Origin of the sequence: Paenibacillus sp. FSL R5-192 (assembly GCF_000517845.1) — a bacterium.
Taxonomy (GTDB): Bacteria; Bacillota; Bacilli; order Paenibacillales; family Paenibacillaceae; genus Paenibacillus; species Paenibacillus amylolyticus.
This window is the reverse complement of sequence record NZ_ASPR01000002.1, coordinates 164,698-186,189: the sequence shown is the minus strand read 5'-3', so window position 1 is coordinate 186,189 and position 21,492 is coordinate 164,698. Positions and strand designations below refer to the sequence as shown.

General features: G+C 46.5%; 16 protein-coding genes. 13 read left to right on the top strand and 3 right to left on the bottom strand.

Annotation, left to right across the window (positions count from 1 at the left end):
- Window positions 1-77: 77 nt before the first annotated feature.
- Window positions 78-1,553: a phospholipase D family protein gene (locus C161_RS00885; protein WP_036612621.1), complete on the bottom strand. Its 1,476-nt coding sequence runs from the start codon at window positions 1,551-1,553 to the stop codon at window positions 78-80.
- 228 nt (window positions 1,554-1,781) lie between these two features.
- Between C161_RS00885 and C161_RS00880 the strand changes: the two genes are divergently transcribed.
- From C161_RS00880 to C161_RS00835, 10 genes are all read left to right on the top strand, one after another.
- A complete protein-coding gene (locus tag C161_RS00880; protein ID WP_235193702.1) occupies window positions 1,782-2,765 on the top strand; it encodes a MerR family transcriptional regulator in 984 nt (327 codons plus the stop codon).
- A gap of 264 nt (window positions 2,766-3,029) precedes the next feature.
- A complete protein-coding gene (locus C161_RS00875) occupies window positions 3,030-4,580 on the top strand; it encodes a phytoene desaturase family protein (RefSeq protein WP_036612615.1) in 1,551 nt (516 codons plus the stop codon).
- Window positions 4,577-6,040: a phytoene desaturase family protein gene (locus tag C161_RS00870; RefSeq protein WP_017691907.1), complete on the top strand. Its 1,464-nt coding sequence runs from the start codon at window positions 4,577-4,579 to the stop codon at window positions 6,038-6,040. The genes C161_RS00875 and C161_RS00870 overlap by 4 nt, the downstream gene beginning before the upstream one ends.
- On the top strand, window positions 6,037-6,909 hold the full coding sequence (locus C161_RS00865) for a phytoene/squalene synthase family protein (RefSeq protein ID WP_036612612.1): 873 nt from the start codon (window positions 6,037-6,039) through the stop codon (window positions 6,907-6,909). Before C161_RS00870 ends, C161_RS00865 begins: the two co-directional genes overlap by 4 nt.
- Window positions 6,909-7,676, top strand: coding sequence for a carotenoid biosynthesis protein (locus C161_RS00860; protein ID WP_036612610.1), 768 nt, complete (start codon window positions 6,909-6,911; stop codon window positions 7,674-7,676). Before C161_RS00865 ends, C161_RS00860 begins: the two co-directional genes overlap by 1 nt.
- Window positions 7,645-8,406, top strand: a complete 762-nt coding sequence (locus C161_RS00855) for a lysophospholipid acyltransferase family protein (RefSeq protein WP_036612609.1) — start codon at window positions 7,645-7,647, stop codon at window positions 8,404-8,406. The genes C161_RS00860 and C161_RS00855 overlap by 32 nt, the downstream gene beginning before the upstream one ends.
- A gap of 1 nt (window position 8,407) precedes the next feature.
- Window positions 8,408-9,556, top strand: a complete 1,149-nt coding sequence (locus C161_RS00850; protein ID WP_036667782.1) for a glycosyltransferase — start codon at window positions 8,408-8,410, stop codon at window positions 9,554-9,556.
- A complete protein-coding gene (locus tag C161_RS00845) occupies window positions 9,553-11,034 on the top strand; it encodes a phytoene desaturase family protein (protein ID WP_036667781.1) in 1,482 nt (493 codons plus the stop codon). The genes C161_RS00850 and C161_RS00845 overlap by 4 nt, the downstream gene beginning before the upstream one ends.
- Window positions 11,035-11,366: 332 nt before the next feature.
- Entirely contained in the window at window positions 11,367-12,434 is a 1,068-nt protein-coding gene (gene fni, locus C161_RS00840) for a type 2 isopentenyl-diphosphate Delta-isomerase (protein ID WP_036667780.1), read from the top strand.
- Window positions 12,435-13,118: 684 nt separating this feature from the next.
- Window positions 13,119-16,367 (top strand): S-layer homology domain-containing protein, encoded by a 3,249-nt coding sequence (locus tag C161_RS00835; RefSeq protein WP_036667779.1) that lies wholly within the window; start codon window positions 13,119-13,121, stop codon window positions 16,365-16,367.
- Window positions 16,368-16,495: 128 nt separating this feature from the next.
- On the opposite strand, the gene C161_RS00830 is transcribed toward C161_RS00835, so the two are convergent.
- Complete coding sequence (locus C161_RS00830) at window positions 16,496-16,930, bottom strand: hypothetical protein (protein ID WP_036667778.1); 435 nt, start codon at window positions 16,928-16,930, stop codon at window positions 16,496-16,498.
- Window positions 16,931-17,143: 213 nt separating this feature from the next.
- On the opposite strand from C161_RS00830, the gene C161_RS00825 reads away from it, so the two are divergent.
- Both C161_RS00825 and ychF read left to right on the top strand, forming a co-directional pair.
- A complete protein-coding gene (locus C161_RS00825; protein WP_036612595.1) occupies window positions 17,144-17,614 on the top strand; it encodes a GNAT family N-acetyltransferase in 471 nt (156 codons plus the stop codon).
- A gap of 192 nt (window positions 17,615-17,806) precedes the next feature.
- The gene (gene ychF, locus C161_RS00820; protein WP_017691917.1) at window positions 17,807-18,907 is read left to right on the top strand and encodes a redox-regulated ATPase YchF; all 1,101 of its coding nucleotides are present in this window, start codon (window positions 17,807-17,809) and stop codon (window positions 18,905-18,907) included.
- Window positions 18,908-19,046: 139 nt separating this feature from the next.
- Here the strand turns inward: ychF and C161_RS00815 are convergent, their stop codons facing one another.
- Complete coding sequence (locus C161_RS00815) at window positions 19,047-19,901, bottom strand: carbon-nitrogen hydrolase family protein (protein WP_051447271.1); 855 nt, start codon at window positions 19,899-19,901, stop codon at window positions 19,047-19,049.
- A gap of 521 nt (window positions 19,902-20,422) precedes the next feature.
- Here C161_RS00815 and prfA point away from each other — a divergent pair.
- Window positions 20,423-21,490 (top strand): peptide chain release factor 1, encoded by a 1,068-nt coding sequence (gene prfA, locus C161_RS00810; RefSeq protein WP_017691918.1) that lies wholly within the window; start codon window positions 20,423-20,425, stop codon window positions 21,488-21,490.
- Window positions 21,491-21,492: the final 2 nt, after the last annotated feature.

The following is a 21,492-nucleotide window of genomic DNA, read 5'->3' as shown; positions in this document are numbered from 1 at the left end:
ATCACCTGTCAAGATGAAAATATCCGCCTGCACAGTAGAGTACAGGCGGATATAACAGGTATGGATGTGGTTTCTGATCAAAAGGTCGTAAGACCCAGAATCAGTTGCAACTTATATAGGATACCTTTCAAAAACGTAGTCTTCTCCTGGAACTCATCCAGGTCTAACGTGAACTCGGCATCATTATTATTCCATATGCGCTCAAAATAATTCGCGATATCAAGCGTGAACTTATTGTCTGGAGGTGCAGCAACCCATAGATCATTCTCCAGATTGTAGTCATTCATGTTTCGTGGTGTAAAGTTGGTTGAACCCCCTAGGACAATATGATCTCCGGTTGCTTTGGCAAGATAGATCATCTTGGTATGGTATTGCTCCTTGGTGGTGTTATACCAGCGGATCTGTATTTTACCGTCGGATTTATCATGCAATTCAGCGGCGACAGGACGGTTCGGAATCCCGATCTTTTCCTGACCAAAAGCATTTTCATTTGGATCTAGTACAAGCCGGATCTCGGTTCCTCGTTTTGCCGCTTCCAGCAGGGCTTCCAATACTTTCGGAGAGGCCACATAGAACATGCCCATCCATAAGGTGTCACCTTTGCCAGCTTGATTGATCTCATGGAGTACAGCGTCATTCACTTTGCCTTCAGTTAAATAGCGTATTCGCAAATCTCCCGTGTTTGAATTGGAGGAAGGAGCTGTGTAGGCAGGAACCTTGCCTCCGCCTGAGATGTCGAGAACAGCTTGCTCGGACTGAAGAATATCGCCAATGATTGGACCTGTTACTTCAAATGCAATATTCGAGTGGTAGGCACTCGCATCATGGATATTGCCAGAAGAGACAATCGCTGTCTTCTCACTAACAACAACTTTACGATGATTGGCCTTCACATTGAGCAGCTTGAGATAGGAACGCACAGTGACATCCGGACCATCCGTGGCCATCAGGTTCTTGATCCAGCCATCTCCAGATTGGCCAAACCATTGGAAGAAGGTCCGCCAGACCGCAGAGTATACTGGAGTTGAATCACGCAAAGGGTCCACATCCGTGATGACCACATGAATGCCTGCTTGTTTCATTTGTTCCAGCAACGGATTGGGTGCTGAGTTATAGTTGGTATTTACTTCATCTGTAATGAACCAAATGTCCATGTCCGGGTGCTGATTTTTTTTGGCGACCAGCGCTTCGGTGAATTCAGTACTAACGGGAGGAAAGTTTTGTCCCTTGTGCTGATAATTATTGAACAGGAACATATCCACCAGGACAAACTGCTCTGCTTCCTCCACAATCTGCATCATGCGCTGGAAAATCTGCTGCTCGTGCTCCATCTGTCCGTCGGAGGAAGGATAAGTGAGGTCATGCAGGAACTCGACTTGATCCACACGATACTCCGGACTTTCGTAGGAAATGCCCGTTGGTAATGGTTTGTAGGTCTGATAGAGCATGACGGCGATGAGCCATAGGACCAATAGGACGAGTCCTGTTCGTATGTATGGAAATTTGCCGCGTGAAGACTTGCGGTCTGATGTATGGCGGCGTAATGAGGCCAACGGTGGACTCCCCCTTCTGTACTTGCTGACTTCTATTACCACACGGATGATAACGTTGACGCAGAAGAACCCGCTAGCATAACGAATGTAGTGGTAAAATGCATATGGCAAAATTGGCAGTATGCAATCGACAGGTGTCTGAGCGTTGTGTATAATGAGTGTATTATTTTTGTAGAATGTTAGGGTTTTCATATGCCTGACAAGGACGGGGAACCAATGATATAACCTTTGAAATCTGGACATTTAGGAAAGAAAGTGGGTAATAAGGTGTATTCCATCAAACAAGTCGCTGCCATGCTCGGTATCCCGACGGTGACGCTCCGGGCTTGGGAGAATCGATATAGTGCGGTCACCCCTGAGCGGACGGAATCGGGTTATCGAATGTATACCGAAGAGAATGTTGCGGATCTGCGCTGGTTGAAAGAACAGGTTGAGCTACATCAGACCAATATTTCGGAAGCGGTACGGATGTTGAAAGTAAACAAATTAAATCCGCCCGAGGCTGTGCCCACGCCGATCATGGCTCCGGTGCCTACGATGGAAGAAGCCTACGCACGCATGGCAGATCAGATCTATGACTCGCTCTACAACTTTCAGGGTGAACGTGCCAATGGTTTGATTGATTTTGGGTTCACCATGTATGGGTATGACTCGATGTTCTATCATGTGTTGGTGCCCATTCTGGTTCGGGTTGGAGATGCATGGGAGCAAGGCAGGGCTTCGGTGGCTCAGGAACACTTCATGACACAGCTGATATCACAGCGCTTTTATCAGTTTTTCCATCTGTTCCCGATCTATCCGCATCTGCCCAAAGTTCTGGCGTTGTGTCCGGAAGGGGAGCACCATCAGGTCGGATTGCTGCTGTTCTCTCTTTTTATGCGCAAAAATGGAGCGGAAGTACTGTATCTCGGTGCGAACACGCCAGAAGAAGGTATCTTCCCGATTATCCGGGAGCAGAAGATCAAGTTGGTCTGCCTGTCGATCACAAGTCCAGGGCTTCTTGTTAAATGTGATCAACTCGTCGAGCGGATTAAAAACGAGTTCCCGCATATTCGCTTTGTACTTGGTGGAAAGGGCTATGAGCGTGCAGAGCATGCGCGTTATCCGCAATGGATTATGCCGGAGAGTTCTGCGGACTGGCAGTCGTGGATGGAGCGTGAATATCTCTCCGAGCGGTCACCTGGTGCACGGTTTGGACAGGCCAATAATTAAACATAATCTCAAATGATATGAATAGGTTAGTGTATAAAGGACATCCTTTGACGAAAGTGATCAAAGGGTGTTTTTTGTGTTTATAAATGGATTACCAGGTATTTTGACCGACGGGTCATTTTTTGGTTTACAAGCTCGTATAATATTTGTATTATATTTGTATAATGTTTTTGCTAGTTACCGCTTAAAGTGTTCTTGGGCGGTTTAATAATAGGTTAGGGGCTAGAGAACTATAGGAATTCCCTACATAGAAAGGTGAGTGGCATGATACCGAATCAACAACGCAAACGTGCAGCTGTCATTGGCGCAGGTCCGGGTGGACTTGCAGCAGCGATGTTATTGTCCGGTCAGGGGTACGAGGTAGATGTGTATGAGAAACAGCCAGTCATCGGGGGGCGTTCTGCCAGATTGGAACTGGGTGAATATCGATTCGACCGGGGTGCTACATTTTTGATGATGCCACAGCTGATCGAAGAGATGTTCGATGTGGTGGGACGCAAATTATCCGATTATGTGGATATGAAAGAGCTAACTCCGCTGTACGCACTGAACTTTGGTGATAAGGTGTTCACGCCTTCTCGTAATCGGGAAGATACAGCTGCACAGATTAAGGAATTGTTTCCGGGCAATGAAGACAATTACCTTCGGTTCATGCAAGAAGAAGAAGTGAAGTTTGGCAAAGTCATGCCTCTGCTCCGTCGTCCTTTTGGCAAGCTGACTGACTATCTACGCAAGGATGCGGTAACAGCTCTACCTAAGCTTGATGTCCACAATACAGTCTATGGAATCTTGTCCCGCTATTTTACAGACGAGCGTCTGCGCTGGGCATTTACATTTCAATCCAAATACCTTGGCATGTCTGCCTGGGATTGTCCGGGTACCTTTACCATATTATCGTTTATTGAGCATCACTACGGATTGTTCCACCCCATTGGCGGCGTGAATCGGATCTTCCAAGCCATGGCCGATGTCGTGGAAGAATACGGAGGACGCATACATACTTCCACCCCGGTGAAACAGGTCATCGTTCGCAATGGTCGTGCAGAAGGTGTGTTGCTTGAGAACGGTGAACGCATCGAAGCAGACCATGTGGTGGTGAACGCCGACTTTGCACATGCGGTTAACCATCTGTTTGAACCAGGCGTGCTTAAGAAGTATACCCCGGAGAAAATGAAACGCAAAAAGTATTCCTGCTCTACAGCAATGCTGTATCTGGGCGTGGATGGTGATGTGGACCTGCCGCATCACTCGATCTATTTTCCCGAGGACTACCGGTTAAACGTTGATGAGATTACAAAGCATAAAATGTTATCAGCCGATCCATCTCTATATATTCATAACCCTTCCAGACTTGATTCGACGCTGGCACCGGAAGGGAAATCCGCTTTGTATGTTCTTATGCCTACGCCTAACCTTACCGCAGACATTGATTGGGAGGCAGAACGGGAGAATGTGCAGGAGGCCATGATGAAACGCATGGAAGGCATTCCTGAGCTGGCAGACATACGCAGCCGTATTGAAGAATGTATGCTGTTCACTCCACTTGATTGGGAGACTGAACTGGATGTGTATCGCGGAGCAACGTTTAATATGGCACACAATCTGGGTCAGATGATGTATCTGCGTCCCCATAACCAGTTTGAAGAGTTGAAAAGTGTATGGCTGGTAGGCGGCGGAACACATCCGGGCAGCGGGTTGCCCACGATTTTCGAATCGGCACGGATCAGTGTCAGACTGATTCAGGAAGAGGACGCACGCACACGTTCCAAGCCATCCTCTTATGTGAAGACGGCAGAAGCCAGAGGGCATTCATGAAGCGGGCCGCTATTGTAGGCGCAGGGATTGGCGGACTCACTTCGGCACTGTTATTGAACCGTCAAGGCTGGGATGTCACCGTGTATGAACGGGGTTCCCGCGTTGGCGGACGCATTGGATATGAGCAGGAAGGCGAGTATCGGATCGATCAGGGGCCAACGATCGTACTGCTGCCGGAGATGTTACTTGGCATCATGGAGGAGGCAGGCGTAGATCGTTCGAAGATTGAGTTACTTCGCTGTGATCCGTTATACAGAGTGCATTACCACAGTGGTCGTGTCATGACCAAGATGACCTCACGTGAAGAGCAGACGGCGGAGATTGAACGTTTGTTCCCGGGAGAGAGCCGGGGATTCACACGATTCATGAAAGATATGGACACGTTGTTTCCGGCAGGCCGGGCAGCTTTTCTGGAAAGGGCTTTTCCACGCAAAAGGGATTTCTTCACCCCTTCGCTCATGTCCCTCATGGGCAGATTGCGTGCACACAAAAGTGTCCGGAAAGCGGTAGGCGATTATTTTGAGCATGAGGAACTGCTCGATGCATACTCACTGCAAAGTTTATACATTGGTGGATCACCGTTTGGGACGCCAGGTATCTATTCCCTTTTACCTTACGCAGAGCATGAATATGGCATCTGGATGGTCAAAGGTGGATATGCAGCATTGCCGGCCATTCTGGAACAGGAACTGATATCACGTGGTGGACGTGTCGTGCTGAATTCGGAAGTGACCGGACTCAAGATTAAAAATGGTGTGTGTGAAGGTATAGAAACGGCAGCAGGCGCAGAAAATGTGGATGCAGTTATCTACAATGGTGATTTCCCCCATCTATCAGGTTTGCTTGGGCAATCACCAGAGGTAGCACGTAAAAGAAAACCGTATCGTCCCTCTTCCGGATGTGTATTGCTCTATGTGGGCGTGGACAAAACCTGGGAAGATGCAACGACGCACCAGTTCTTCCTGCCACCGAGTCTTGAAGGCAGTTTGCAGGAAGTGTTCAATCAGCGACGCATTCCGGCAAAGTCCTCATTTTACGTATTTAATCCGGTCGCATTGGATGAAACTGCAGCGCCTCAAGGACAGAGTGTATTATATTTCCTCATTCCCGTACCAGATGCCGAAGGTGTCGACTGGGATCAGGAGAGTGAAGCATTGGCAGAACGGGTACTGGAAGAAGCGGAGCAACGTGGATTCCCGGGACTTCGTGCAGCGATCAAGTGGAAAAAGGTACGTACACCCGCTGACGCAGAGCGAGACGGGCTCTATGGGGGCGGAAGCTTTGGTATAGCACCTGTATTGTTCCAGTCCGGTGTATACCGACCGCAACCCAAACCATTCCCTAATATAAAGGGATTATATGCCGCAGGAGCATCTGTACATCCAGGTGGCGGAGTGCCGATTGTAATGCAGAGTGCACGGATGGCCGTCAATCAACTCATGAAGGAGATGGGAACATGAATGAAGCGATTTTGAGCAGGTGTGAAGAGTTGATGCAAAAGGGTTCTTCCTCTTTTTATCAGGCCTTTAGAGGGCTGCCAAGTCCACGTCGGGAAGCGGTATATGTCATTTATGCCTTCTGCCGCATGATTGATGACAGTGTAGACGAGCCGGAACATTCGCCCTATACGATTCACGAGATCCATGATTTGTTTGATCAGTTGGACGACGCGGAAGGACATTTTATCTGGCCAGCACTGAGATGGTTGTTCAACAGTTTTCCTCATCTGGATAAGGGGCCATTTTTCCGTCAGATGGAAGGGCAGCTCACAGATCTTAAAGTAACACATTATACAACGATGCAGGAACTGGAGCATTATTGTTATCTGGTGGCCGGAACCGTAGGCGAGATGTTGTTGCCTGTATTGAGAGATGATAACGGCGCAGAAGTAGCGATGAACGGGATTGCTTTGGGTAAAGGGATGCAGATCGTTAATATTATTCGGGATGTTGGTGAAGATCGGGCCAGAGTGCGTCGGTATGTTCCGCTGGAAATCATGGAGAAGCATGGTTACACCGAGCAGGACTTTGAAGACGGGGTTGTGGACGAACGTTTTATTGCCATTGTTCATGAATTAAAAGCTGCAGCATTGAACTGGTTCCGTATTGGCATGGATCGTCTGGATACGTACCCAACGGAAAGTGCGTTTTCCATCGAGCTGGCAGCAGCCTTTTACTCCACCATTCTACACGCCGTTGAACGCAACGACTATGACGTATATACCAAGCGGGCATATGTTAGCGATGAATTGAAACTGGAGATGCTGGGTGCGATTGTGAAACGTTACCCGATGCTGGCCTATCAAGCCTCCCGAACGGCGGTATCCTGATGATCCAGTGGCTTTACTGGGCGTGGTATGTCATTGGAGCAACCTTGATGCTAACGATCGGTGTGCCTGACGTATTATCTTTTTCAAATGGTTTATTTCTAATCTTCTACGCATTGTATGTGCTGGATCTGATCTATCAAGGGCGTAATCGGACAGGCCTGTCCGACCAGTCAGTCATCTGGCTGAAACCCGGACTCTGGATATCCTCTGTGATTATCTGGCTTGGAGGTATGGGCGTAGAGTGGGTAGGCGTTCATACGCATTGGCCCTTTGGTGAGTATGCTTACTCAGACTTCTTCGGGATTCATCTGTTCAGTGTGCCAGTTACGCTGGGTTTCGCCTGGATCGCAGTGGTGGGTAACTCGGCGCTGTTAAGTGGCGGTGGTTCAACGTGGACTGGCAAATTTCTTCGAGCAGTGAAGACCGGGTTCTGGGCGATTGTACTTGATCTGGTGCTCGACCCTGTTGCGCATGCAAGAGGATTCTGGGAGTGGCAAGCCCCAGGTGGATTCTACGGTGTTCCGTGGACCAATTACATAAGCTGGTTTATCATGGGTGCATTCTTATCCCTTTTCCTTCCGGCCATGCCTAATGACCGTAGCTCATTGCTGCGTGCAAAATGGTTGTATCAGCTGTTTATTCTTCTGTTCGGCCTGCTTGCTCTAAAGGAAGGGATTACGGGCAGCTTTATCATCGCCATTGCTGGTGTGCTTCTTGCCGAAGGGAGCTGGCTCTATGATTCGCGCCGTAAAATCAAAACCGTTTAATCGTATTTTTGCCTTATACAATCACTATTATCTGCTACGTCGGCGCTTCCGCTCCTTCACGCTCACAGGGTCACTGGACCCACAGGTGGACATCAGGGACAACTCCCCGATTGAAGCGACTCGTCCGGTGATCTATTTCATGAATCACAGCTCATGGTGGGATGGTCTGCTGCTCTATCATGCGGCCAGGCAGACATCGCGGGGTGATCATTATGTGATGATGGAGGAGCAACAGCTTCAGCAATATGCTTTTTTTCGTAAATTGGGTGCGTATTCGATCAATAAGGAGAGTGCGTCCGGTATTCGGACCTCTCTACAGTACACCAGTGAATTATTGGATTCAGGTAAAAGGGTCTGGATTTTTCCCCAAGGAGAAATATTGCATCAGGAGGCCAGACCAATTCAGTTCCGTCCAGGCATCGGATTGTTGCTTCGTCGTTCTCCGAATGCCATCGCCGTACCGGTAACCTTGTGCCATGGGATGGTCCAGCATGATCTACCGGAAATATCGATGCAGGCGGGCCCAGCTGTGATGGAAGACTGGAAGGCGTTGAAGAGTGAAGAGATTGCCGCCAGACTCGGCCATGTGCTGGAACAGCAGTTAGACGATCATAGATCAGAGCTTATACGGATGGGGCAGGGAAGTTTGCCAGATGCGATTCCACTGATTCGTCATGTACGTTCGACAAGTGAAAAATACGATGCGGCACGAAAGCGGGTGAACCGTTAGCATGAATGCATCTGAAATCTTCTGGATTGTGCTTACCTGCATATTGGGCATACAGTTGCTGTTCGCTCTATGGAACGTCTCCTGTCTGCCCAAAGTGCGTTCATTCCGAGCAGATCGAATACAACCGCCAGATCTGCTGGTCTCGGTGCTGATTCCAGCCAGAAATGAAAGACTACATATCGAAGGATGTCTGGAAAGTGTGCTCGCAAGCGATACGTCAGGATTCCGGATGGAAGTATTGGTGCTGGATGATCGCTCCGAAGATGAGACAGCGGCCATGGTACAAGCGATTGCGGATCGCGATGCACGTGTGCGTTTGCTGCATGGCGTTGATCTTCCCGAAGGCTGGATGGGGAAATCCCATGCGTGTCACAGGCTGGTTCAGGAGGCCAAGGGAGAATGGTATATGTTCGTGGATGCGGATGTGCGTCTGGAGCCAAGTGCCATTCGGCAGACGCTTGCGGCAGGGTGTGAGCAGAGCGGGGGGGTGGTAACCGGTTTTCCTTATCAGGTAACAAAGACGTGGATGGAAAAGCTTGTTGTGCCCATGATGGTCTTCACCATCATCAGTCATCTACCCATTTTTATGATACGCAGATCATCCAGTCCGATGTTTGTGGCCGCTACGGGGGCTTTTTTGCTGATTCATCGCTCCAGTTACGAGGCTTCCGGTGGTCATGCTGCCATTCAGGCACATCTGGTGGATGACATGAGTCTTGCCAAAGCAGTCAAGCGTGCAGGTCATCCGGTTATGCTGACAGACGTGCATGACGTAACAAATACCCGCATGTATCAGAACGGTGCAGAAGTATGGAACGGATATAAGAAAAACATGTACGAAGGTATGGGGCGCAAAGACGTGCTGCTGCTTGGCACGATGTTAATGTATACACTGATGTATATTGTGCCTCCACTAGGATTGATTATTGGACTCCTTATGGGCAGTTCGATGTTCATTCTGTATGGATTGATAGGAACTTTATTAGGTATGGCTGTGAAAAGAGTAGCGGATCATGCTGGCGGACAACCCTGGTGGCTTGCCCTTCTGCAACCGGTCAGCATGGCCTGTGTCATTGCCATCGGACTTGCTTCCTGGCAGGCAGGCCGCTCCGGCAAGGGGTATGTATGGAAAGGTAGGCGGTACAGTTGAGAGGTAACGTCATTATAATCGGTGCAGGATTTGGAGGTCTGTCGTGTGCAATACGACTGGCTTCACAAGGTGTGCAGGTGACCATTCTGGAACGGCAGAAGCACGTAGGTGGCAAGCTGCAGCAGATTGAGCGGGACGGGTATCATTTTGACCGGGGACCGAGCACAATCACGATGCCATCGACCTTTCGTTCAGTCTTCGACCATGCGGGTGTAGCAATGGAAGATTACGTACAGTTATATGAGTTAGAGCCGCGCACACGTAATATTTTCGCAGATGGCACAGTGGTAGATTTGTCAGGTAATCGTGGGTGGATGAAGGAGCAGATCGCAGCGTACAGTCCGGAGGATGCGGCTCGTTATGATGCATTTATGGATGAGTCTGCTGCGCTATATGCGGAAGCCAATCGTCATTTTCTCGGTAAGTTGCTGCTGTCTCCTTCTGACAAATACAATCTTCAGATGCTGCGCAGCCTGCTCCGCGTGCGGCCAACGGTGAAGCTGGATAAGTTGCTGCGTTCGTATTTTCAACATCCACATACGCTGGCTATGTTCGGACGGTACGCGACCTATGTGGGATCATCACCGTATCAATCGCCTTCCATTTTTGCCATGATGGGGCATGTGGAAGCAGAAGTCGGCATCTACGGGGTCAAAGGTGGAACCTATCAACTGATCGAAGGAATGACCCGGCTGGCTCGGGAAAAAGGTGTACAGATCATTACCGGCACAGAGGTCCGGCAGATTGTTGTTCGGAATGGTAAAGTGGCAGGTGTAGACACGGATCAAGGCTTTCGGGAAGCCGAACAGGTCGTTGCCAATGGAGATGTGCTTAGCGTGAATCGACTGCTGCTCGCACCGGAACATCGGAAAGAGATGAGCAATGCGCGCATACGGAAGTATGAGCCGTCCATTTCGGGATTTGTGACGCTAGCGGGTGTGCGAAGGCAATATGATGCGTTGTTACACCATACGGTCTTTTTCCCGGAACGGTATGAACCGGAGTTTGACCATATTTTCCGTGATCGTAAAATGCCTGTCGATCCCACGATCTACATCTGTTATTCCGGTTATTCGGAAGCAGGCATGGCCCCGGCGGGAGCCAGTAACCTATTCATTCTGGTCAATGCCCCCTACTTGTCGGATTCGTGGAATTGGGAGCAGCAGACGGAACGTTACGGTGCGTTTGTACTGGAACAATTGGCGGCGCGGGGAATTACCGGGTTGAACCAATCCGATGTGCTTATCCGGTACACACCGCAAGATATCGAACGGGATACCTTGGCGCATCAAGGGTCGATCTATGGCATCTCGTCCAACTCTGTGAAGCAGACCTTCATGCGACCGGGCAATCGAAGTAAAGATGTACAAGGACTCTGGTACGTCGGCGGAACGACACATCCAGGCGGTGGAACCCCGATTGTAACGTTGTCCGGACAGCTTGTTGGTGAGCAGTTGGCATCTGAAATCTTGAGATAGTTCGTTGTGCAGGATGATGGAGTGAAATGTGTTCTGTTGATCCATGTGCGTGTGCATCGTCCGTGCTAACCAGCTTTGAAGGTGCGACAGATGATCCGTGCTTTTGAGTAGGATGAGATAGTGGTGCTCCGGGATTTAAGTGAGACATTTGGTGTCGGGGCATCCTTTCAATAGCCGGTTTGGAACGTTATACTGGATAGAGTTAAACTGCTGAGCTGTAATGCTTATAGGATTAATGTTTTTGTCTTTTGCAAAAGACGTATATACATAGAAGTAAGGAACGGGCAGGTTATCCTGTCGATCCGCACGATTCTCACATAGGAGGTCTCATCATGAATGAACAAGAGCGAGCCGGCGAACGGCTGCTTCCCGAAGTGGCTACGGGAGAACGGAAGCTAGAGCACGTGCGCCTCTGTCTTGAGGAGAATGTGGCAGGAGAAGGGGTAACCAGCGGTATGGAGCGGTTTGCGTTTCGTCATCACCCACTGCCGGAACTGGATTTTGAAGAGGTGCATCTGGAAACTTCGTTTATTGGCAAAAAAGTACGTACACCCTTGCTCATCAGTTCGATGACGGGTGGAAGCAAAACAACGGGCGCCATCAATGAGCGCCTCGCCCGAGTAGCAAACGCCAGAGGCTGGGCGCTCGGCGTAGGTTCGATCCGGGCTGCCGTGGAACAGCCGGAACTGGCGAGTACCTTCGATGTGCGGCGCTGGGCACCGGACATCCCGGTCATTGCCAACCTTGGCGCGGTGCAGCTGAACTATGGCTTTACCACGGCTGATTTCCAGCGCGCCGTAGATATTGCGGGTGCGGACATGCTCGTGCTTCACCTGAACACCTTGCAGGAAGTTTTCCAGCCGGAAGGTAACACCAACTTCAGTGGATTATTTCAACGGATTGAAAACTTGTGTCGTGAGCTAGACGTACCTGTTGGTGTGAAAGAAGTAGGTTTTGGCATCGATGGCGTGACGGCTCAACGCCTATATGAAGCGGGTGTCGCGTTCATTGATGTAGCCGGAGCAGGGGGCACAAGCTGGGTGCAGGTAGAGAAGTACCGCAACAATAACCCGGTACGCCGGGCAGCTGCTGAAGCTTTTGCCGACTGGGGCATTCCCACAGCGGAGTGTATACAGGAAGTACGAGCGCTGAATCCTACTGGTGCCCTGATTGGCAGCGGTGGACTGTACACTGGCGTGGATGCGGCCAAAGCCCTCGCGCTCGGTGCGGATCTGGCTGGTTTTGGTCGATCTCTTCTCGAATCCGCAGTAGCTTCCGATGATGCGCTGAATGAGCGGTTGGAACAGGTTGAGTTTGAACTTCGTACTGTCATGTTTGGCATTGGTGCAGGTCGGATTGAGGATCTGAAGCAGACATCACGTCTGGTGGAACGGCGTTAGATAAAACCAGAGGTGAAGTCTTGCTGAACAGTTTTGACTTGTGAGAGTATGCGCTGGGCCCGATGGAGCAACTTCCGCTAACGAACCTGCAACACCTTATTTGGCAATATAGGCGTTAGTTGGGAATCTAACGAATCTCACACACGCTAATGGGTTAGAAAACTGCGATTTGCAGCGGATGACGCCAAAGAAAGAGTAAATAACGAGTCTATAGTTCGTTAGATTTTCAAAACGCAGGAAAAATGCTGAATAGTGTCTCTCGGGTTCGTTAGAATGTGAGGGAAACGTGGAACGGTTCATGGACCGAACTTGGCACTTCAACTGTAGACTGCGACAAGTCAATTGATTAATATTGGTGTATTACTTTTAGCATGTCGATAATCAACGGCATGCTTTTTTGTAATGTATAACAAGATGAAGATTTAATTCAAAGTAAAATTTTTTATTGTTTGTTAATACATTACACTTTATGATTGATGAGTCTTAAGGAATGGTTTTTAATAATTTTATAGGCACGAAGACTCACTTGAAATTAAGGAAAGGATGGATTGATTCAAGACTAGAAGTTAAAATTTTGAAATTATAAGTATATATTTAAGTTTTAGATATCCAAAGTAATAATGCAGGTTTTTTAAGATCATACATATGAGGCATTAAACACAATTTCTAAGAGGTGATACATACATGAAGTTCAAGAACGTATTAATTTTCATGCTAGTTATTAATTTATTGTTGGTTAATCTACTGATTTCAGGAGCAGGGACAGAAGTAGCTCATGCAAATTATGAGCCTCGTACAGATAAAATAACTACGGAGTCTTCCAAGTCGAGTGATAACTTTATAGACTCGTATAATACCAACACGACTAATACGTCTGCATCAATTGAAACAATAAGTGACACTATTACTACGTCATATTTGCCGAAACCTAACGTAACGGTAACGACAACGGAAAACTCCATAACGGTGTCTTGGGATGAAGTTCCCGGAGCAACTAAATATGCTGTTACTGTCAATCGAGAAGTTGCTATGGATAAAAATATAAGAACGTACACAATAACAAGAGTTGCACCAGATGAAACATATAGGATCGGAGTTCTCGCTTATGACGGGGAAAAATACGGAGAACAAGAGTTACTCTTCGTTAGATTGAAGGGACCTGCGCCAATCTACGATGATGCGGGTAGAATTGATTTTACGGGGAAAATTTCAGGTGAATTAGAGATTGTTAATGGTGGCTTCGCTTATGTAAACTGGGGGCTTGTGAATGGCAATGCGATCAGTCTGTTTTACAAGCAAGATGCCAATGTACTGGCTGAGGTGTACGTCAATGACGTGAAAAATACTGATCTGAACAGCCAATCCAGCTCAAGTGCTCTCATTAATGGTTTGAAACAAGGTGAGAAAAATGTGATCAAGTTAGCTTGGACGAATTCTACAGACTCCACTCAAGACTCAGTCGAGTTTATTATTACGCCTCCTGCAAAGGATGCTTATACTTTAGGAGTTTCCAAGGCGGGGTTTGGATCAGTCGTTGATCTTAAGCAATACGGTAAATGGTACCTCGTGGATAATCAAACCTTAATCTCTCAGAATACCGTTTCTAAATACATTGATACACAAGGTGATAGTGCTAGATGGAGAGTAGACCTGTATTCCAAGTTCGCAGATAGTGTGGGCTATGAACTAAATAAAATTAAAGAAGACAAGCAGTCTCCTTTTAACACGCTATGGTGGAATGTCAATGCGTTTGATACAGCGGAGTACGTTCATGGCTATTCATCTCCTGTAGGGATCGTTACCAAGGAGGATTTAGAGAAATATACAGGGGTTGTTCTAAATGATCCTAATCGTCCGAATCAGATGATATCCAGTCTGGCTTTGGCTAATCCTAATACATATGAAAATGCAAAACATGGTAATAAGGGGCCTGTTTTTACGGAGATAGCCACTGGATCTGATGCATTCCCAAATAATCATATAAACTCTGTTGCAGCAGGCAGCGCGGTACAAAACTTCAAATATAAAGCCTTCTTAAAAAATAATGTGGAATTTAAAGGACAGGGGACTCCTGAAGATCCTTACGTTATTCCGACGCTAGCTGATGGGGAACCTGTGATCACGAAACTAGATAGTCCTAGATACTCCCAGTCGAGTGCTGTGGGTAATAATGCGATTCGGTTGCAGTGGCATGCAGTGGAAGGTGCTGAACAATATATTCTCAAGAGTGGTTCTGAAATTCTATATGAGGGTCCGCTTTTAGAATATGTGCATGAAGGTGTGAATTTTAATTCGATCACTAAGTATACATTAGTAGCTCGCAAAGGCGATGTTTACAGTGAAGAAGCGAAATTTACAATCGGAATTAGAAATTTTATTACATATCCACCAGATTTCCGAGCTGAAGCGCTGGATTCCACCAAAGTTAGACTTACGTGGAGCAAGGTAGACCATGCAGTAGAGTATGTGATCACCCGTAATGATCAGCCTTTGGCGGTAACCAAGTCAACTTTATACGAGGATGTAAATGTAACACCTGACACCACATACATCTATAAAGTGTTTGGCAGGGACGGAGACAACGAAGGTTCAGCTGCAGTTAAAAGTGTGAAAATTCCTAAATTGACTGAGGACGAGGCACCGAAAGGCCAAATTAACATAAGAGTCAATCGAGTGTACGATAATAGAGTGGACCTACAATGGAATCTGGTGGAGGGAGCAACCCATTATGAGATTTACCAGGATCAAGTGAGTAAAGTATGGTCAGGTCATTCAAATACGATGATAGCGTACACGCTCCAGCCAGGAAGAACATATACCTATCGGGTTGTAGCGAGTAACAAATACGGAAAGGTTGAATCTAGTACAATCGAAGTGCAGACGGCGGGCATACCTCAACCAATGAATGTGGCTCCAATGAATGCCTCGAACGCAACGATTGCCTTTGAATATCAACCTATTGAAGGAGCAGTTCATTACGTTGAACGTAATCCACAAACGAAGTACGAACCTCTAGGAAACGGTGTTTATCGTAAGACGTATTTGAATACTGCCACTGGAGAAACACGTGATGAGGGTATGGTGACTGCTGTGAACGGTAAGTTGCAGTTTAGTGAAGTGGGCGTCGAACGAAATAAATATTATGAGTATAATGTCATCGCTGTTCGTGTCAGACCTGATGGATCAGAAGAGGTCATTGGCAAGCAGACGGTTGCTGTAACAACTCCAGCAGATGGAAGTGGTGCAACGGTATATGGATATAATTATCCTATTCCTCCTTACCATAATGTTAATAATATCCCTTTCCCTAGTGCGGTTACGGGGAAAAACGACAGCATTACAATTGATACTCAAGTTGTGGGTTCAAATGGAGAAGTGAAAAATCCAGCAAGTGTTACTTTTAGAGATATAGAAAAGAGTTATGCGAAGGAGGCTATTATCTACTTGGCACAGAAGGGAATTGTCAAAGGCTATTCCGATGGTTCGTTTGGTGGACATCAAAAAGTGACGAGAGCCGAATTTGCAATCTTCTTAAAACGAGCCCTTGGATATAATTCTGTGGTTCCTTATATTAATGAATTCAACGATGTTCAATCTAACTCTTGGTACTATTCGGAGATAACTCCTGCATTACAACAAGGTATACTTAAAGGATTCAGTGATGGTTCGCTTAGACCGAATGTGGACGTTACGAGAGAAGAAGCATCAAGTATGATTGAGAACGTAATGAAAAAACAAGGTTATGTATTATCATCATTCACACTTTACGATGACAACCAAATGATCTCCAATTGGGCTAGAAATAGTATCAGTCTTGTAACTCAAGAATCTGTTATGAAAGGATACCCCGATCGGAAGTTTATGCCTAAAAAGCAGCTAACCCGACAGGAGGCTGCAATGATAATCTATAACCTATTGCATAGCAAGAAGTAAAAGGCCCGTAAAGTTCTTTTTACTAACTTTTAACGGTGATAAACGATGTTGAAATAAAATAGGACCCTAACATGCAATCTTCCTAAAGGGAGATTGCATGTTTATTTGATGATTGACTGATCTACCTTTTACATACATTCTTCTTTCACGGTGACATTCTCATTGGTTACAGTGACGTAGGAATTGCCGGACAAGTATTCCGTATAACCGCAAACCGTTTTGTTATAGGTTTTTCCGCGACTGTCCGTGAACGCCAAGGAGACGACCCCCTCCCCGGAACGTTTCAGTTGCGGGGCGAATTTCACGTTTGCTCCGCTGGGAATATCCTTGTCGAATATGTAGGTGGAGCCACACTCGTTGTTGTTAAACGAGTTGTCGCCTTGAACCAGGCTGGCCTGAATATGGGTGAGGTCATAGTCGGACTGATTGTGGATCGTGATTCTTAAGTGGCGAAAGGGATCCATTGCATTCAGAAAGCTCATAAAAGCGACTATGGCGATTCCGAGTATGATAGCGGATAAGATAATCATTTTCTTTTTGGAGAATCGGCGACGTGTGTTCAATAAGATCCACTCCTTTCCTATGAGGTATAAACGATGGGATGAGATCAAAAGTTTTGATTAAAATGGATAAATATGAAAATTGAAAACCGAATCGTCAGAATAACTTTATGCGCTAAGCGGAAGAACAGGATACAATAAGATACTAGTAGTGCAAAAAGGACTGCACAGAGATGATACATAATTAAGATCACTCGAAATAAGGAGGTAAACAACATGGAACTTTCTCCAATGAATCAGGAAGATTATTCGAGTTTTTGCATTCGATCGATTAAGGATTTTGCACAGGAAAAAGTAGAAGCGGGTACTTGGGCTGAGGAAGAGGCGCAGCGACTGGCGGAGGAATCTTATGAACGTTATCTGCCAGAAGGCTTGAACACACCCGGAGCATATCTCTACAATCTGGTGCATCCTGTGGACGGAAATGTAGGGTATATCTGGTTTAATATCACGGATAATCGTCGTGGAAAAGATGCTTTTTTGCTGGATATCGTGGTTGAAGAAGTGCACCGTGGTAAGGGATACGGAACAGAGACAATGCAGGCGCTTGAACAGACGGCCTTGAGTCTTGGCGTGGATCGCATTGGTTTGCATGTCTTTGGACATAATGTGCGGGCGAGCAGCCTATATCGCAAGATGGGATATGAGGTAACGGATCTAACCATGTACAAGGAAATAAAAGGGTAAACCTAATAGCGGATATTCTAGGCAAAACTTAAGATCTGCGCAAAACGAATTATCCGCAGTAACCGGGGATTTCGGGAAGCGTATGGGACTCTGGTCGAATTGGCGAAGTTCCTTGATGCCTTGAGGTTTGTCATATATAATGTATAGGATTATCCATACCGAACAAGTAATCAATGAGGAGTTGTCATATACATGGCTTTGAAAGCTGGAATCGTGGGTTTGCCTAACGTTGGTAAATCTACATTGTTTAACGCAATTACACAAGCAGGTGCCGAATCGGCAAACTATCCGTTCTGTACAATTGACCCTAACGTGGGGATTGTTGAAGTACCGGATGAGCGTCTGGACAAACTGACAGAACTCGTTGTACCTAAGAAAACAGTACCAACGGCGTTTGAGTTTGTAGATATCGCTGGTCTTGTTCGCGGTGCGAGCAAAGGCGAAGGTCTTGGTAACAAGTTCCTTGCTCACATTCGTGAAGTAGATGCAATTGTACACGTGGTACGTTGCTTTGTAGATGAGAACATCACACACGTCGACGGTAAAATTGACCCGGTGAGCGACATCCAGACGATCAATCTGGAGCTGATCCTGGCCGATATCGAGAGTGTTGAGAAGAAAATCGATCGCTCCAAGAAAAACATGAAGGGCGGCAACAAGACTGCCTCTCAAGAAGTAGAAGTATTGGAGAGAGTGAAGGCTGTTCTGTACGATGACAAGCCGGCACGCAGCATGGAACTTACGGATGATGAGCTTCTGATCGTGCGCGATCTGCACTTGCTTACCTTGAAGCCTGTTCTGTACGCAGCCAATGTAGCTGAGGACGAAATCGGCGACGTGGCGAACAATGCTTACGTGCAAAAAGTAAGAGAATTCGCAGCTGCTGAGAACGCAGAAGTGGTGCCGATCAGTGCGAAGGTTGAAGAAGAGATTTCTGAGCTGGAAGGCGAAGATAAACAAATGTTCCTGGAAGAACTCGGTATCGAGGATTCCGGTCTGAACCTGTTGATCAAAGCGGCTTACAAATTGCTCGGTCTGTACACATACTTCACAGCAGGTGTACAGGAAGTTCGTGCGTGGACAATCCGCAAAGGTACCAAAGCGCCTGGCGCAGCGGGTGTCATTCACACCGACTTCGAACGTGGATTCATCCGTGCAGAAGTGGTTTCCTACGACGATCTGGTTGCAGCGGGTTCCATGAACGGTGCCAAAGAGCGCGGACAACTTCGTCTTGAAGGTAAAGAGTACGTTGTAAATGACGGCGACGTTATGCACTTCCGTTTCAACGTATAAGTTGTTACTCGTTTATATTTAGATTCAATAACCAAAACCCTACGATCTTCTTGTGAAGATTGTAGGGTTTTTAGTATCGATGTAAGGGGCCACCTCAATCGTAATGTACTTATGTACGCTCAATTCATACGAGGTTTGCTTAGTTACCAACAATAGTCTTGAAAGAATAGTGTTCTTTATTTATATCAAACGAATCCGCAAGCATTCTTTCGCCATTTCTAGCTTGATTAAGAAGATCGGGGTCTAATTCAGCTATGAGCAACTCAACGTTGTCTTGCGAGGCATCAATTATATTATCACCTAGAGGGTTCCATACACCGCTATGTCCACACGTATCCCAGACTCCGGTTGTTCCAACGTGATTACACATCGCTGTAAATATCGTATTATCCAGAGCGCGGGCAGGAAACCATACTCGTGACTCTTTGTACCCCATTCCTTTACTAAAAAGAGAGCTACCCATATATAAATGACAGCCATTTTGTGCTAAAAGACGAGAATGTTCAGGGAAACCTGCGTCATAACAGATGGCCATCCCAATATTCCAGCCCTTTAATTTAATGATGACCTGCTCATTATTGGTTGAGAACATTTCTTTCTCCGTTTGAAATAAATGAGACTTGTCATAAACACCCACTTCATGTCCATTGGAATCTATTATAACTGAAGAGATGAACACATCCTCGCCTCTTATTACAGGGGTTCCGATGATTGACCAAATGCCGTACTTTTTGCATGCTTGACGCAACTTATCAATCCTCGCATCATTAATGGAGAGTGTATATTCAGTTACATTGGATTCTACGATTTCTGGCACATATCCCGTCAGATATTTTTCTGGAAACATGATAATATCGGCGTGCTCTTTTCCAGCTTCTTCAATCATCTCATAAGCCCTATTAACGTTCTCTTCAATATTTCCGTCGATCGAAGAACATTGTGCCAAAGCAATCTTTAATTTTTCTGTTGGAAAAACAGCTGGTGTTAAGTTCATAGCATCCATTCCCTCCTAAACTAAAATATCAAAACTATGAATTATAGAGCCCTTGTATATATTTTACAACATCAGAAATAAACTTGAATGATCTATTTGTTACAAACATTCTCGGTAGGCGAATCCATCAGCGGAATGACAACGAGTGAAAGTTGAGAAAATTGAATTATAAAAATTAGTTCATCCGCATGCGGAACAGTTACTATTCAGAACCATAAGAATATGCTATAATTAAGAGTCGTATACCACGTTAAAATTCGCGCTTGAACAGATGAGCTTAAGCGAGTTTCATACAGGGTACGCGATTTCTTGATTTCACTTTAAAAGTAAAGGATTTGATGACGTTGTAGCGATGTTATACGTCGATCATACAGGAATGTGAATACATGCTGCGGTCAGGGGATTCGGTGTGAATCCTGTGCGTTGTGGAATATAGATTATAGATGTTATGAATAATGAAACCGAAATAATTATTAAAAACGATATTTGCATGGACAAAATAATGTGTGAGGTGACTATACATGTTGGATAAATTACAGGCGTTAGCCGACCGTTATGACAAGTTGAGCGAACTTTTGTGTGACCCGGATGTGGCAAGTGACAACAAAAAGTTGCGGGAATACTCCAAAGAACAATCCGATCTGCAACCAACTTATGAAGCGTACAATGAATACAAACAGGTAAGTCAGGATCTCGAAGCTGCAAAGGAAATGCAGGGTGAGAAACTGGATGATGAGATGCGCGAAATGGTCAAAATGGAAATTGACGAACTGAGCACTCGCCAGAAGGAACTGGACGAATTGATTCGTGTACTCATGCTGCCAAAAGATCCGAATGACGACAAAAACGTTATTGTTGAGATTCGCGGAGCAGCTGGTGGAGATGAAGCAGCGTTGTTTGCAGCAGATCTGTATCGGATGTACACACGTTATGCAGATGCACAAGGCTGGCGTGTAGAGCTGATGGACGTTAACACAAATGATCTCGGTGGATTCAAAGAGGTTGTTTTCCTGATCAACGGACGTGGCGCATACAGCAAAATGAAATACGAAAGCGGCGCACACCGTGTACAGCGTATTCCGACAACCGAATCCGGCGGACGAATTCATACGTCAACTTCAACGGTTGCGGTTATGCCTGAAGCCGAAGATTTTGATATCGAAATTCATGATAAAGACATCCGTGTTGATACGTTCTGTTCCAGTGGTGCAGGTGGACAATCGGTTAATACCACGAAATCCGCAGTACGGGTAACGCACGTTCCAACGGGAATTGTGGCGACATGTCAGGATGGAAAATCACAGAACTCCAACAAGGAAAAAGCGTTGCAGGTTCTGCGTACACGTATCTTCGATATGAAACGTATGGAAGAGGAAGCGAAGATCTCTGTTGAGCGGAAGAGCAAAGTGGGAACGGGCGACCGTAGTGAGCGTATTCGTACGTACAACTTCCCGCAAAGCCGTGTGACGGATCACCGTATCGGTCTGACGATGCACAAGCTGGATCAGATCATGAACGGGGAGATTGAAGATATCTTGTCTGCACTGACGATTGCTCAGCAGACCGAGTTGATGGATAGAGGAGAATAATC

What these genes read in the sequence shown, in the direction of transcription:
- C161_RS00875 (WP_036612615.1), top strand. Translation starts at nt 3,030, where the DNA reads ATGATACCGAATCAACAACGCAAACGTGCAGCTGTCATTGGCGCAGGT.
- C161_RS00870 (WP_017691907.1), top strand. Translation starts at nt 4,577, where the DNA reads ATGAAGCGGGCCGCTATTGTAGGCGCAGGGATTGGCGGACTCACTTCG.
- C161_RS00865 (WP_036612612.1), top strand. Translation starts at nt 6,037, where the DNA reads ATGAATGAAGCGATTTTGAGCAGGTGTGAAGAGTTGATGCAAAAGGGT.
- C161_RS00860 (WP_036612610.1), top strand. Translation starts at nt 6,909, where the DNA reads ATGATCCAGTGGCTTTACTGGGCGTGGTATGTCATTGGAGCAACCTTG.
- C161_RS00855 (WP_036612609.1), top strand. Translation starts at nt 7,645, where the DNA reads ATGATTCGCGCCGTAAAATCAAAACCGTTTAATCGTATTTTTGCCTTA.
- C161_RS00850 (WP_036667782.1), top strand. Translation starts at nt 8,408, where the DNA reads ATGAATGCATCTGAAATCTTCTGGATTGTGCTTACCTGCATATTGGGC.
- fni (WP_036667780.1), top strand. Translation starts at nt 11,367, where the DNA reads ATGAATGAACAAGAGCGAGCCGGCGAACGGCTGCTTCCCGAAGTGGCT.
- C161_RS00835 (WP_036667779.1), top strand. Translation starts at nt 13,119, where the DNA reads ATGAAGTTCAAGAACGTATTAATTTTCATGCTAGTTATTAATTTATTG.
- C161_RS00825 (WP_036612595.1), top strand. Translation starts at nt 17,144, where the DNA reads ATGGAACTTTCTCCAATGAATCAGGAAGATTATTCGAGTTTTTGCATT.
- ychF (WP_017691917.1), top strand. Translation starts at nt 17,807, where the DNA reads ATGGCTTTGAAAGCTGGAATCGTGGGTTTGCCTAACGTTGGTAAATCT.
- C161_RS00815 (WP_051447271.1), bottom strand. Translation starts at nt 19,901, where the DNA reads ATGAACTTAACACCAGCTGTTTTTCCAACAGAAAAATTAAAGATTGCT.
- prfA (WP_017691918.1), top strand. Translation starts at nt 20,423, where the DNA reads ATGTTGGATAAATTACAGGCGTTAGCCGACCGTTATGACAAGTTGAGC.